We start from the raw sequence: 12,766 nt of genomic DNA, 5'->3' as shown, positions 1-12,766 counted from the left end.
CGTCTTTTCCGTCACGAAGTCCCGAAGTGGGTATCCCCATGTCAGAAACAGCCCTCAAGGCTCCCGGCCTCGCCGCCCCGAGCGGTGACGCCAACCGCTGGAAGGCGCTCGTCTTCATCGCGCTCGCCCAGCTGATGGTCGTCCTGGACGCCACCATCGTGAACATCGCCCTGCCCTCGGCCCAGCAGGACCTCGGCATATCCGACGGCAACAAGCAGTGGGTCGTCACGGCCTACGCCCTCGCCTTCGGCGGTCTGCTGCTCTTCGGTGGCCGCATCGCCGACCTGTGGGGCCGCAAGCGCGCCTTCGTGCTGGGTCTCGTCGGTTTCGCCGCCGCCTCCGCGCTCGGCGGCGCCGCCACCACCGGCGGGATGATGTTCGGCGCCCGCGCCCTCCAGGGTGCCTTCGGCGCGCTGCTCGCCCCGGCCGCGCTCTCCCTGCTCGCGGTGATGTTCACCGACGCCAAGGAGCGCGCCAAGGCGTTCGGCATCTACGGCGCCATCGCGGGCGGCGGCGGCGCCGTCGGCCTGATCCTGGGCGGTTTCCTCACCGAGTACCTGGACTGGCGCTGGACCTTCTTCGTCAACGTCCCGTTCGCCGTCGTCGCCGCGGCCGGTGCCTACTTCGTCATCCGGGAGCCGGAGGGCGGCCGCAACCGCTCCCCGCTCGACATCCCCGGCGTGATCCTCTCCACGCTCGGCCTGGTCGCCCTGGTGTACGGCTTCACCCGCGCCGCGTCCGACGGCTGGAGTGACAGCGTGACCGTCGCCATGTTCGTCGCGTCCGTGGTGCTGCTGGTGACGTTCGTCTTCGTCGAGGCCCGGGTCAAGGCCCCGCTGCTGCCGCTGCGCGTGGTGACCGACCGCAACCGCGGCGGCATCTACCTCTCCCTCGGTCTCGCGATCATCGGCATGTTCGGCCTGTTCCTCTTCCTGACCTACTACCTCCAGATCGTGAAGGGCTACTCCCCGGTCAAGACCGGCTTCGCGTTCCTGCCGATGGTCGCCGGCATGATCACCGGCTCCACCCAGATCGGCACCCGGCTGATGACCCGCGTCCCGGCCCGCCTGCTGATGGGCCCGGGCTTCCTGGTCGCCGGTCTCGGCATGCTGCTGCTGACCCAGCTGGAGATCGGCTCCTCGTACGCCGGCCTGCTGCTGCCCGCGATCATGCTGCTCGGTCTCGGCATGGGTACGGCGTTCATGCCGGCGATGTCCCTGGCCACCCAGGGTGTCCAGGCCCGGGACGCCGGTGTCGCCTCCGCGATGGTCAACACCTCGCAGCAGGTCGGCGGCGCGATCGGCACGGCCCTGCTGAACACGATCGCCGCCTCGGCGACCACCTCGTACGTCAGGGACCACATCGCCGGTGCCGCAGCCAAGCCGCAGCAGGAGCTGGTGAAGCTCCAGGGCATGGTCCACGGCTACAGCACCGCGATCTGGTTCGCCGTCGGCATCCTGGGTCTCGCCTCCCTGATCGCCTTCACCTTCGTCAACGCGGGCCGCGCCGGTGGCACCGTGGTGGCCGCCGGTGAGGGCGCCGAGGACGAGCTGCCGGTGCCGGTGATCGCCCACTGACGGACTGCCGTCCGCACCCGCTTCCGCTGCGCCACGTGAGCTGTCGCTCAGGTGAGTGGGCCGGCGGAGCCGGGGCGGCCCCGCGCCCACGGCGTCGCGCTGATGGGTGCGGGAGTCAGCGGAGCCAGGGCAGGTCCGCACCCGCTCCGTCGGGTTGGAGGCCCTCGGCGACGATCTCCATGATCTCGCCGAGGGCCTTCTGCTGTTCCGGGGTCAGCCGTTCGAACAGCGCCTGCCGTACGGCCTTCACGTGGCCCGGTGCGGTGCGCCGCAGCACCTCCTGGCCCTCGTCGGTGAGTACGGCGAACTGGCCGCGCTTGTCGGAGGGGCAGTCCTCGCGCCGTACCCAGCCGTTCTTCTCCAGCCGGGCGATCGCGTGCGAGAGCCGGGAGCGGGTGATCTTGGCCTGCATGGCGAGCTCGGTCATCCGCAGCCGGCGGCGCGGTGCCTCGGCGAGGCCGACGAGGAGGCCGTAGTAGATGTGCGGCATACCCGCGTCGCGCTGTAGCTGCCGGTCGAGGTGGTCCTCGAGCAGGGTGGTGGCGTGCAGGTACGCGCGCCAGACGCGCTGTTCCTCGTCGGTGAGCCAGCGGGGCGATGCGGCGGTGTCCGGTGCCGTGTTCATGGGTCCACTGTACGAGCCTGCTGCTTGAAACTTGAACAAGTCGGGCGTAAGGTCGCTCCTACGAGCTTGAGAGTTAAAGTATCTGGCTCGGGACCGCAGTCTCTGGACCACTGGGAGCCGCCGAGATGTCCGCCACCACCCAGGAGCGCATGCCCGCCCTGTACCTCAGCCACGGCGCCCCGCCGCTCGCCGACGACCCCGTCTGGCCCGGCCAGCTCGCCGCCTGGGCCGCCGGCCTGCCCCGCCCCCGGGCCGTCCTCATGGTCTCCGCCCACTGGGAGGAGGCCCCGCTCGCGCTCGGCGCGGTCGAGACCGTCCCCCTGGTCTATGACTTCTGGGGCTTCCCGGAGCACTACTACCGGGTGCGGTACGCCGCCCCCGGCGCCCCCGCACTCGCCGACTCCGTCCGCAAGCTGCTGCGCGCCCCCGGCATCCCCGTCCAGGACATCCCCGACCGCGGCCTCGACCACGGCGCCTACGTCCCCCTCGTCGAGATGTTCCCGGCCGCCGACGTCCCCGTCCTCCAGATCTCCCTGCCCACCCTCGACCCGGTCCGCCTGATGGACATCGGCCGCAAACTCGCCCCGCTCCGCGACGAGGGCGTACTGATCGTCGGCTCCGGGTTCTTCACCCACAACCTCGCCGCCCTGCGGTACACCGGCCCCGGCGTGCCGAGCTGGTCCTCCGAGTTCGACGACTGGGGCAGGCGCGCCCTGGAGGCCCGGGACTGGGACGCCCTGCTCGACTTCCTGGACAAGGCCCCGGCCGGCCGCTATGCCCACCCGCGCACCGAACACTTCGCCCCGCTCTTCGTCACCATGGGCGCGGCGGAGGCGGGCGGCGAGCTGGACACGCAGAAGTCGGTGATCGACGGCTTCTGGATGGGCATGGCGAAGCGGTCGGTGCAGTTCGGCTGAGCCCGCTTCGGCTACAGCCGCTTCTCGTACCAGGCCACGTCCCAGTAGCGGCCGAACTTGCGCCCGACCTCCTGGAAGGTGCCGACGCGCCGGAAGCCGAAACGCTCGTGGAGCCGGACGGAGGCCGCGTTGGGCTGGGCGATGCCCGCGTAGGCGCGGTGCACGTCCTCCGCGGCGAGGACCTCGAACAGGGCGCCGTAGAGCAGCGTGCCGATCCCGCGCCGGCCGGACTCCGGGGCGACGTACACCGACGTCTCCACGGACGTCGCGTACGCCGGCTTCGGCCGGTGCGGGCCGGACGTGGCGTACCCCAGAATCCGCTGTGAGTCCGCGGCCGCGGCAACCAACAGCCGGTGCGGGCCGTCTTGTGGGTGGGAGAGCAGCCAGGGACGGCGCTCCTCGGGAGTGAGGGCCACGGTGTCGAATGTGACGGCCGTCTCACGCACGTAAGTGTTGTAGATCGCCGTGAGGCTCTCGAGATCCCTCTCGATCCCCGCTCTGACCTGCACCTCAGCGGTCTCCGACGGCATCTTTCCCCCTCGCGTGGTGGCACAGGGTACTGCATGATCAGAAAAATCGGAGGGCGGGTTGGGAATTCTGTCCGGATTCCAGTCGTTGTTCCCCACGGATGCAGGGCACTCGGAAAGAGTCCCAGAGACAGTCCCCGGAGTGCTGAGCGTTCACCAGAACCACCCGCCAGCCCACCACCGCAAGGGAGCACGCATGGCAACCCGTGCCGTCGCCCGTCGTAAGTCCGCCACCGGCGAGACGGCCGACTCGGCAAGCAGTGTTCGCGCTCATGGCGGCGAGATCGCAGACCGCGACCTGGTCGGCATGTACCTCGAAGAGATCGCGCGCACGCCGCTGCTCGACGCCGCCAAGGAAGTCGATCTCTCCCAGACCATCGAGGCGGGTGTGTTCGCGAGCCAGGTCCTCGACGGCTACGAGGAGACCAGGACGGACGCCACCCGCGAGGAGCTGGAGGCACTGGTCGCCGAGGGAGAACGGGCCAAGGACGTCTTCATCCGCTCCAACCTCCGTCTGGTCGTCGCCGTGGCCCGGCGCTACCCGCGCAGCGGGCTGCCCCTGCTCGACCTGATCCAGGAGGGCAACGCCGGTCTGGTGCGCGCCGTCGAGAAGTTCGACTACCGCAAGGGCTTCAAGTTCTCGACGTACGCCACCTGGTGGATCCGCCAGGCCATCACCCGCTCCATAGCCGACCAGTCCCGCACGATCCGGCTCCCCGTCCACCTCGTGGAGGAGCTGGGCCGCATCCGCCGCGTCCAGCGTGAGTTCAACCGCGAGAACGGCCGCGACCCGGAGCCGGCCGAGATCGCCGCGGAGCTGGGCTCGACGCCGGAGCGCGTCATCGACGTCCTCGACTGGGCCCGCGACCCGGTCTCCCTCAACATGTCGGTGGACGATGAGGGCGAGACCCAGTTCGGCGACCTGCTGGAGGACACCTCGGCCGTCTCCCCCGAGCAGTCCGTCATGACCCTGCTGCGCAGCGAGGAACTCGACGACCTGATCGGCCGCCTGGACCAGCGCACGGCCTCCATCATCAAGATGCGGTACGGCATCGAGGACGGCCGTGAGCGCACCCTGACCGAGGTCGGCAAGGAGCACGGTCTGACCCGCGAACGCATCCGGCAGATCGAGAAGCACGCCCTGCTGGAACTGAAGAAGCTGGCCCGCGACACCGGGTTCGACGCGGCGGCGTAGCGGGGACGGGGAGACGCCGGGGGCCGCGCGGCCCCGCCGGCGCGGGGTGTGGCGAAGCGCGGGCGAGGGGATGATCGTCGTGAGCGATGTCCGCCCGCGGCCGATGCCCGCGCCCCGAACGGCGTCCGCCGGTGGGCGGCGCCCGTCCGTGGGTGCGGCGTCCGGCCGTGGCCGAAGGGGCCGCGGCGTACCGGGCGGGCGTACGAGGCGGTGGGGTGCGGACCGTACGCCGTCACGGCGAAAACGGCGTATCGGATGTACGGCTTCCGCGCGGCGCGCACGCCCGTGGCGAAAGACGGCGCAAACATGGCGTAGTCCGATCGCTTCAACCGTGGAGACCGAGGGAACAACCCATGCGGGCCCTTCAGCGGGCCTCAGGACCGCACTCCCCACCCCCACGGCACCACCTGCCGACCCCACGTGAACCACGTCCCGACGCAATCCCCCCCCGGCGCCGGGACTTCCCCGCCGGGCTCCGGCGCCCTCCCCCCCCCGGGCGTCCGGAGCCCGGCTTCTTCTTGTCCTCGCGGCGGAGGCCGGGGGGTGCGGGGTGGTCGTCGGGCGGTGTGCCGGCTGTTCGTCAGGGCTGTGCCGGGTGCCCGGGCACTGGAGCGGCGGTCCACCCCGGACCTGAACACCGGGGTGGGCCGCCAGACGGCAAATTCTGTCACACGGGCATAGATCGCCCGGACGAGCACCATCCCCACCCCTGCTCACCAGCCGTTCTCCGCCTCCGCGCCGGTGTCGCTCACCGAAGCCGCAAGGCCGGGAGCCGGATGGAGATCGCCCGGACGGCGGCCCTCCACCGCCTGGCCGACACTGCTGGGTGGCCACGGCGGCCGTGGCCGATTCCGCCGTCCGCGTGGCCGTGGAGTGCCGGGCGGCCACGGCGGCCCCGCCCTGGGAAGCGGCAGCGGGCGGCGCGGGCCGGTGCGGGATTCAGGCGTCGCCGTGCGCGAGCGTGTCCGTGGCTCTGGTGAGGCGTTCGCCCAGCTCTCGCACCCCGTCCACGAGTTCCGCCGGGCCGCGCACGGTGAACTCGCACCCGACCATGGCCAGCCGCACCGCCAGCCACTCGACGGGACCGCCGGTGGTGCCGCGCAGGACGCAGCCGCCCGCGCCGTCGTCCTCGAGTGTCCCGGCCCACGACGGTATGCGCGCGCAGACCTGCTCCGAGGGCGCGGCGAACCGCACGTCGAACGTGTACGTCTCCTGGTGCCGGTGGATGGACTGCCGCAGATACTCGGCGGCGCTCCCCGCAGGCAGCTCCCTCGGCGCGAACCGGACCCCGGTCGAGAACGGCCGGCTGACCCGGTCCACCCGGAACGTGCGCCAGTCGGCCCGGTCGAGGTCGTAGGCGACGAGGTACCAGCGCCGCCCGGTGGACACCAGCCGGTGCGGCTCGGTCAGCCGTCGGGACGCGCTGCCGTCCTTGTCGCGGTAGGCGAACCTCAGCCGTTCCCGCCCCGCCACGCTCGACGCCATCACGGTGAGTGTCTCCGGCGCGATGCTCGGCCCGTCTCCGCTGGTCAACAACGTCGTCGCGGCCCCCAGCGTGGACACCCGGTGGCGCAGCCGGGCCGGCAGCACCTGCTCGAGCTTGGCCAGGGCCCGTACGGACGCCTCGTCCACCCCTGCCACGGCGTGTCCGGCGCCGGCCCGCAGCCCCACGGCGATCGCGACCGCCTCCTCGTCGTCCAGCACCAGCGGCGGCATGGCCTTGCCCGCCACCAGCCGGTACCCGCCGTCCGCGCCCTTCGTGGCCTGCACCGGATACCCCAGCTCGCGGAGCCGGTCCACATCCCGCCGCACCGTCCGCCGGGACACCCGGAGCCGCTCGGCCAGCTCCCCGCCGGGCCACTCGCGGGGGGTCTGGAGGAGGGAGAGGAGCTGGAGCAGGCGTGCCGGGGTGTCGGTCGTCATGAGGACCAGGATGCCGTGGATATAGGACACGATCTGACCTACTGCGGGTCTAGCTTTCTCGCATGACCTCGATCGACCGCAACGCCGAGAAGATCCGCGGCACCGGCACCGGCACCGGCACCGGCCCGCTCCCACCCACGCCTCCGGCGTCCGGTGACAGGACCCGCTGGCTGGCCCTGGCCATCGTCATGACCGCGGCCTTCATGGACCTGGTCGACGTGACGATCGTCAACATCGCCATCCCGTCCATCCGGCGCACCGCCCACGCCTCGGTCAGCCAGATCCAGTGGATAACCGCCGGCTACGCCCTCGCGTTCGCCGCCGGCCTCATCACCGGCGGCCGGCTCGGTGACATCCACGGCCGCAAGCGGCTGTTCCTGATCGGCGTCGGCGGCTTCACCCTCGCCTCCGCCCTGTGCGGCTTCGCCGTGAACCCGGAGATGCTGGTCGCCTCCCGCATCCTCCAGGGCGGCATGGCGGCGCTGATGGTGCCGCAGGTGCTGTCGATCGTGCACGCCACCTTCCCGGCCCACGAACGCGGCAAGGTCTTCGGCCTGTTCGGCGCGATCGTCGGTCTCGGCGCGGTCTCCGGCCCGCTGCTGGGCGCACTGCTGACGGAGTGGAACCTGTTCGGCCTGGAGTGGCGGCCCATCTTCCTCATCAACCTGCCGGTCGGCATCGTCTCCTTCCTCCTCGGCCGCCGTTTCATCACCGAGTCGCGGGCACCGAAGGCCCTGAAACTGGACCTGGTCGGCGTCGCCCTGGTCACACTGGGCCTGCTGATGCTGCTCTACCCGCTCACCCGCGGTCGTGAGCTGGGCTGGCCGCTGTGGGGGTACGTGTGCATGGCCGGCGCGCTCGTCGTCTTCGCCGGGCTGGTGGCCTACGAGCGGCGCAAGGCGGCCCGGGACGGTTCCCCGCTGGTCGAGCTGTCGCTGTTCCGCGTGAAGAGCTTCGCCGCCGGCATCGCCGTACAGACCGTCTTCGGCGTCGCGCTCGGCATCTTCTTCCTGGTCTGGACGCTCTACATGCAGATCGGCCTGGGCTGGAGCCCGCTGCGGGCCGGGCTGACCGGGGTGCCGTTCTCCATCGCCGTGTCGGTGGCGGCCGGGCTGTCGGTGCAGCAGCTCGTCCCGCGGTTCGGACGCAAGGTCCTCCAGGCCGGCGCGCTGCTGATGGGCGCGGGCGTGCTGCTCTACCTGTGGGAGGCCCACCACTACGGCCTCGCCATCGCCTCCTGGCAGATGGCCCTGCCGCTGGTGGTGATGGGCGCGGGCATGGGGCTGATCGTCGCTCCGCTGACCGACGCGGTGCTCTCGGAGGTGCCGCGTGAGCACGCCGGTTCCGCCTCCGGGCTCATCAACACCGTGCAGCAGATGGGCAACGCGCTCGGACTGGGTCTGGTGTCGGTCGTGTTCTTCGGGGAGATCGGCGACCGGTTGACCCCGGACCGGGTCGGCCCGGCCTTCGTGCACGCCTTCCAGCACGCCCTGTGGTGGGTCGCCGGGATCATGGCTGTGATCTTCTTGCTGATGTCCGCCCTCCCCAAGCGCCCGGCGCAGCACCTGGAGGGCGCGGAGCCGGCGGCCGCGGAGGACGGCGCCGGACAGGACGCGCCGGTGGCCGGAGCGGAGCCCGAGCTGGTGCCGTGACCCCGTAGGCCGCGGCGCCCCCGCAGGACGGGGGTGAGACACACGCGCGGCTCACGTCCGTACGACGACAGGCCCGGCGCCGGACAGGCGCCGGGCCTTGTGCTGCCCGCACGCTCGTCAGGCGTGCCTCGCCCCCGCCACCGCCATCCGCCCATGCGGATTCACGCCCACTCATGCCCAGCCGTGCCCGTCATGCGCCCGAATGTGTTTACTTCCTCGAAGGTGCGGCGTAGTCTCGGCTTGAAACCACATATTCGGGCATGGCATCGGAAGTGGCCGGACATCGAGGCGGAGGCAGAAGGACATGTACGCACCGGAGCGGCAGCAGGAGATCCTCCGGCTCGCCCGTGACGGCGGCCGGGTCGACGTGCTGTCGCTGGCCGAGGAGTTCCAGGTCACCGCGGAAACGATCCGCCGCGACCTGAAAGCCCTCGACCGCGCCGGCCTCGTCCGCCGGGTGCACGGCGGCGCCATCCCGGCCGGCCGGCTCGACTTCGAGCCGGACCTCGCCGAGCGCGAGACCACCGCCGCCGACGAGAAGGACCGCATCGCCAAGGCCGCCCTCGCCGAACTGCCGGCCGAGGGCACGGTGATCCTGGACGCCGGGACGACGGTCGCCCGCCTGGCCGCCGCCCTCCCGCTGGAGGCCGACCTCACCGTCGTCACCCACTCCCTGCCCATCGCGGCCCGGCTCGCGGACCACCCCGGCCTCCAGCTCCACCTCATCGGGGGGCGCGTACGGCACCGTACGCGCGCCGCCGTGGACGCCTGGGCGCTCCGCGCGTACGGCGAGATCCGCGCCGACGTCCTGTTCGTCGCCGCCAACGGCTTCTCCGCCGAGCACGGCCTGACCACCCCCGACCTCGCCGAGGCCGCGGTCAAGCGCGCGGCGATCGCCGCCGCCCGGCGCGTGGTGCTGCTGGCCGACTCCGCCAAGCACGGCCAGGAGCACTTCGCCCGCTTCGGGGGCCTGAGCGACGTGGACCTGCTGATCACCGACAGCGGGCTGAGCCCCGAAGACACCGCCGTCATCGAGCGCGGCGGCACGGAAGTAGTGCGCGCATGATCCTCACCGTCACTCCCAACCCGTCCCTCGACCGCACCTACGAGGTGCCCGCCCTGGAGCGCGGCGAGGTCATCCGCGCCACCGGTGAACGCATGGACCCCGGCGGCAAGGGCGTGAACGTCTCGCGCGCCGTCGCGGCCGCCGGCCGGCGCACCGTCGCCGTCCTGCCCCTGGGGGGCGCGCCGGGCGCGCTCGTCGCCGACCTGCTCGACGCGCAGGGCATCGAGGTCGCACCGGTCCCGGTCGCCGGCGCCACCCGCTCCAACATCGCGCTCGCCGAGGACAACGGCGTGCTCACGAAGATCAACGCCCCGGGCCCGGACCTGTCCGCGGCGGAACAGGAACTGCTCCTGGAGACGGTCCGCGCCCAGTCGCGCGACGCCGACTGGATCGCCTGCTGCGGCAGCCTGCCCCGGGGGCTCAGCCCCTCCTGGTACGCCGACGTCGTCACGCGGGCGCACGCCGGCGGCGCGCGCATCGCCCTGGACACCTCCGGCCCCGCGCTCCTGGAGGCGCTGCGCGCCCGGCCCGACGTGGTGAAGCCCAACGCCGAGGAACTCGCGGAAGCGGTCGCGCGCCCCCTGGCGACCGTGGGTGACGCCCTCAAGGCGGCCGAGGAGGTGCGCGCGATGGGCGCCGGCTCCGTGCTCGCGAGTCTGGGCGCCGACGGCCAGCTCCTGGTGTCCGAGGCCGGCGCCTGGTTCGGCAGCGCGCGTGTCTGCGCCGTCCGCAGCAACGTCGGCGCCGGGGACGCTTCCCTCGCCGGCTTCCTCATCGCCGGCGGCACCGGACCCGCCGCCCTCGCCTCCGCCGTCGCCCACGGTGCCGCCGCCGTCCAGCTCCCCGGCAGTGTGATGCCGGGCCCCGCCGACCTGGACCCCGCGGTGGTGACGGTCACGGCCGACATCCCCCTCGACCGCGAACTGACGGAGCCGGCGCCATGACCCCCCTCCCCGCACCCACCCCACCCCGCTCCCCCCACACCACCCCCGTCCCCACCACCGCCCATCCGTCCCCCCGGGCGGTACGCGTGCAGAGGAGCCCGCGATGAGCGACATGATCACCGCGGATCTGGTCGACCTCGACCTGTCCGCCGACTCCAAGGAAGCGGCGGCCCGTGCCCTCGCCGAGCGCATGGCGGCCCAGGGCCGGGTGACCGACCTGGAGGGCTTCCTCGCCGACGTCGCCGCCCGCGAGGCCCAGATGCCCACCGGTCTCGACGGCGGCATCGGCATCCCGCACTGCCGCAGCACCCACGTCACCGAGCCGTCCCTGGCCTTCGGCCGCAGCGCCGCCGGTGTCGACTTCGGTGCCGCGGACGGCCCGGCCGACCTGATCTTCCTGATCGCGGCACCCGCCGGGGCGGACGACGCCCACCTGACGATCCTCTCCTCCCTCGCCCGTCAGCTGATGAACGCCGAGTTCACCGCCGCACTGCGGACGGCGAACGCCCCGGAGACGGCCGCGGCGCTGATCCGCGGGGACGACGTGCCGCCGGCGGAGACGGGCGCCACCCAAGACGCCGAGAGGACCGGCCGGAGTGCCGGTGACGGCGTCGCTCAGGACGCTGCCCAGCGCACCGCGGGCGCCTCCACAGACACCGCTGCGGCGCCGGCGGCGGCCTCCGCCGGCGCCGCAGCGGCCACCAGCACGGCACCCACCCCGCCCGCACCCCCCGGCAGCGGCGCCGACGAGCGTCCCTTCCGTATCGTCGCCGTCACCTCCTGCCCCACCGGTATCGCCCACACCTACATGGCGGCCGAGTCCCTGGAGAACGCGGGCCGTGCGGCGGGTGTCGAGCTGGTCGTCGAGACGCAGGGCTCGGCCGGTTTCACCCGGCTGGATCCGGCGGTGATCGCGGCGGCCGACGGCGTGATCTTCGCGCACGACGTCCCCGTACGCGACAAGGACCGCTTCGCGGGCAAGCCGACCGTCGACGTGGGCGTGAAGGCGGGCATCAACCGTCCCGGCGACCTCATCGCGGAGGCCCGCGAGAAGGCGGCGCGCGGCGAGACGAGCGGCCCGGCGCACGCGTCGGCCGGTACGCCGGTCGAGCGCGCGGGCGACTCCACCGAGGGGTACGGCAGCAAGCTCCGCACATGGCTGATGTCCGGCGTCAGCTACATGGTCCCGTTCGTCGCCGCGGGCGGTCTCCTCATCGCCCTGGGCTTCGCGATCGGCGGCTACGGCATCAAGAACGCGCCCTCGGTCATGGACCACTTCGTGTGGAGCCAGGCGGACAGCTGGGGCGCGCTGCTGTTCCAGATCGGCGGCGTGGCCTTCGGCTTCCTGGTCCCGGTCCTGGCCGGCTACATCGCCTACGGCATGGCGGACCGCCCCGGCCTGGTCCCCGGCTTCGTCGGCGGCATGATCGCCTCGACCATCAACGCCGGTTTCCTGGGCGGTCTGGCGGCCGGTCTCCTCGCCGGCGGCGTGGTGCTGGCGATCCAGAGGTACGACGTACCGGCGGCGCTGCGCGGCATCATGCCGGTGGTGGTCATCCCGCTGATCTCCACGGCGATCGTCGGTTTCCTGATGTTCGTCGTGATCGGCAAGCCCATCGCGACGGCGCAGAAGGCCCTCACCGACTGGCTGGGCGGCCTCACCGGCACCAACGCCGTCCTGCTCGGCGCGCTGCTCGGCCTGATGATGTGCTTCGACCTGGGCGGACCGGTCAACAAGGTCGCCTACACCTTCGCCACCGCCGGTATCGCCGTCGCCGACCCCAGCGCCTCCGCCATGCAGATCATGGCCGCCGTGATGGCGGCCGGCATGGTCCCGCCGCTGGCGATGGCCCTGGCCACCACCGTGCGCGGCAAGCTGTTCACCCGGACCGAGCGCGAGAACGGCAAGGCCGCCTGGGTCCTGGGCGCGTCCTTCATCTCCGAGGGCGCGATCCCCTTCGCGGCGGCCGACCCGCTGCGGGTGATCCCGTCCGCCATGGTGGGCGGCGCGATCACCGGCGCCCTGTCGATGGCCTTCGGCGCGACTCTGCGCGCCCCGCACGGCGGCATCTTCGTGGTCCCGCTGATCGGCAACCCGTTCCTGTACCTGGTGGCCATCGCGGCCGGTGTCTGCGTCGCCACGGCCCTGGTCGTCGTCCTCAAGGGCATGCGCAAGCAGGCTCCCGAGTCCCCGGCCACCGACCCCGCCGCGGACCGGGCCACCGCACCGGAGGGGAGCAGGCAGCCGATAGCCGCCTGAGCGCCGCACCACCCCGCGTGGCGCCTTGTCCCTTTAGTTCGCTGTGAGTTGTTCACGGCACCTGCGAGATACGTCACGGT

The 12,766-nt window shown here is 72.4% G+C and carries 10 protein-coding genes; 7 read left to right on the top strand and 3 right to left on the bottom strand.

What is annotated here, in order from left to right:
- Nucleotides 1–38: 38 nt before the first annotated feature.
- Nucleotides 39–1,577 (top strand): MFS transporter, encoded by a 1,539-nt coding sequence (locus tag ACGFT1_RS21845; RefSeq protein ID WP_373910607.1) that lies wholly within the window; start codon nucleotides 39–41, stop codon nucleotides 1,575–1,577.
- A gap of 115 nt (nucleotides 1,578–1,692) precedes the next feature.
- Here the strand turns inward: ACGFT1_RS21845 and ACGFT1_RS21840 are convergent, their stop codons facing one another.
- Entirely contained in the window at nucleotides 1,693–2,202 is a 510-nt protein-coding gene (locus tag ACGFT1_RS21840) for a MarR family winged helix-turn-helix transcriptional regulator (protein ID WP_373910606.1), read from the bottom strand.
- Between the two features lie 125 nt (nucleotides 2,203–2,327).
- On the opposite strand from ACGFT1_RS21840, the gene ACGFT1_RS21835 reads away from it, so the two are divergent.
- On the top strand, nucleotides 2,328–3,119 hold the full coding sequence (locus tag ACGFT1_RS21835; RefSeq protein ID WP_373910605.1) for a dioxygenase: 792 nt from the start codon (nucleotides 2,328–2,330) through the stop codon (nucleotides 3,117–3,119).
- An 11-nt stretch (nucleotides 3,120–3,130) separates the two neighbouring features.
- Here ACGFT1_RS21835 and ACGFT1_RS21830 read toward each other — a convergent pair whose 3' ends face one another.
- A complete protein-coding gene (locus ACGFT1_RS21830; RefSeq protein WP_373910604.1) occupies nucleotides 3,131–3,649 on the bottom strand; it encodes an N-acetyltransferase family protein in 519 nt (172 codons plus the stop codon).
- 193 nt (nucleotides 3,650–3,842) lie between these two features.
- Between ACGFT1_RS21830 and ACGFT1_RS21825 the strand changes: the two genes are divergently transcribed.
- Nucleotides 3,843–4,841: an RNA polymerase sigma factor RpoD/SigA gene (locus tag ACGFT1_RS21825; protein WP_373910603.1), complete on the top strand. Its 999-nt coding sequence runs from the start codon at nucleotides 3,843–3,845 to the stop codon at nucleotides 4,839–4,841.
- A gap of 939 nt (nucleotides 4,842–5,780) precedes the next feature.
- Here ACGFT1_RS21825 and ACGFT1_RS21820 read toward each other — a convergent pair.
- A complete protein-coding gene (locus ACGFT1_RS21820; RefSeq protein ID WP_373910753.1) occupies nucleotides 5,781–6,764 on the bottom strand; it encodes a helix-turn-helix transcriptional regulator in 984 nt (327 codons plus the stop codon).
- Between the two features lie 188 nt (nucleotides 6,765–6,952).
- On the opposite strand from ACGFT1_RS21820, the gene ACGFT1_RS21815 reads away from it, so the two are divergent.
- From ACGFT1_RS21815 to ACGFT1_RS21800, 4 genes are all read left to right on the top strand, one after another.
- Nucleotides 6,953–8,416, top strand: coding sequence for an MFS transporter (locus ACGFT1_RS21815; RefSeq protein ID WP_373910752.1), 1,464 nt, complete (start codon nucleotides 6,953–6,955; stop codon nucleotides 8,414–8,416).
- Nucleotides 8,417–8,720: 304 nt separating this feature from the next.
- A complete protein-coding gene (locus tag ACGFT1_RS21810; RefSeq protein WP_373910602.1) occupies nucleotides 8,721–9,482 on the top strand; it encodes a DeoR/GlpR family DNA-binding transcription regulator in 762 nt (253 codons plus the stop codon).
- The gene (pfkB, locus tag ACGFT1_RS21805) at nucleotides 9,479–10,426 is read left to right on the top strand and encodes a 1-phosphofructokinase (RefSeq protein ID WP_373910601.1); all 948 of its coding nucleotides are present in this window, start codon (nucleotides 9,479–9,481) and stop codon (nucleotides 10,424–10,426) included. The genes ACGFT1_RS21810 and pfkB overlap by 4 nt, the downstream gene beginning before the upstream one ends.
- Before the next feature lie 103 nt (nucleotides 10,427–10,529).
- A complete protein-coding gene (locus ACGFT1_RS21800) occupies nucleotides 10,530–12,686 on the top strand; it encodes a fructose-specific PTS transporter subunit EIIC (protein ID WP_373910600.1) in 2,157 nt (718 codons plus the stop codon).
- Nucleotides 12,687–12,766 lie beyond the last annotated feature (80 nt).

Source organism: Streptomyces sp. Y20 (assembly GCF_043195475.1).
Classification (GTDB): Bacteria; Actinomycetota; Actinomycetes; order Streptomycetales; family Streptomycetaceae; genus Streptomyces.
Note: the sequence above shows the minus strand (reverse complement) of the source record. Positions and strands in the feature narration are given on the sequence as shown.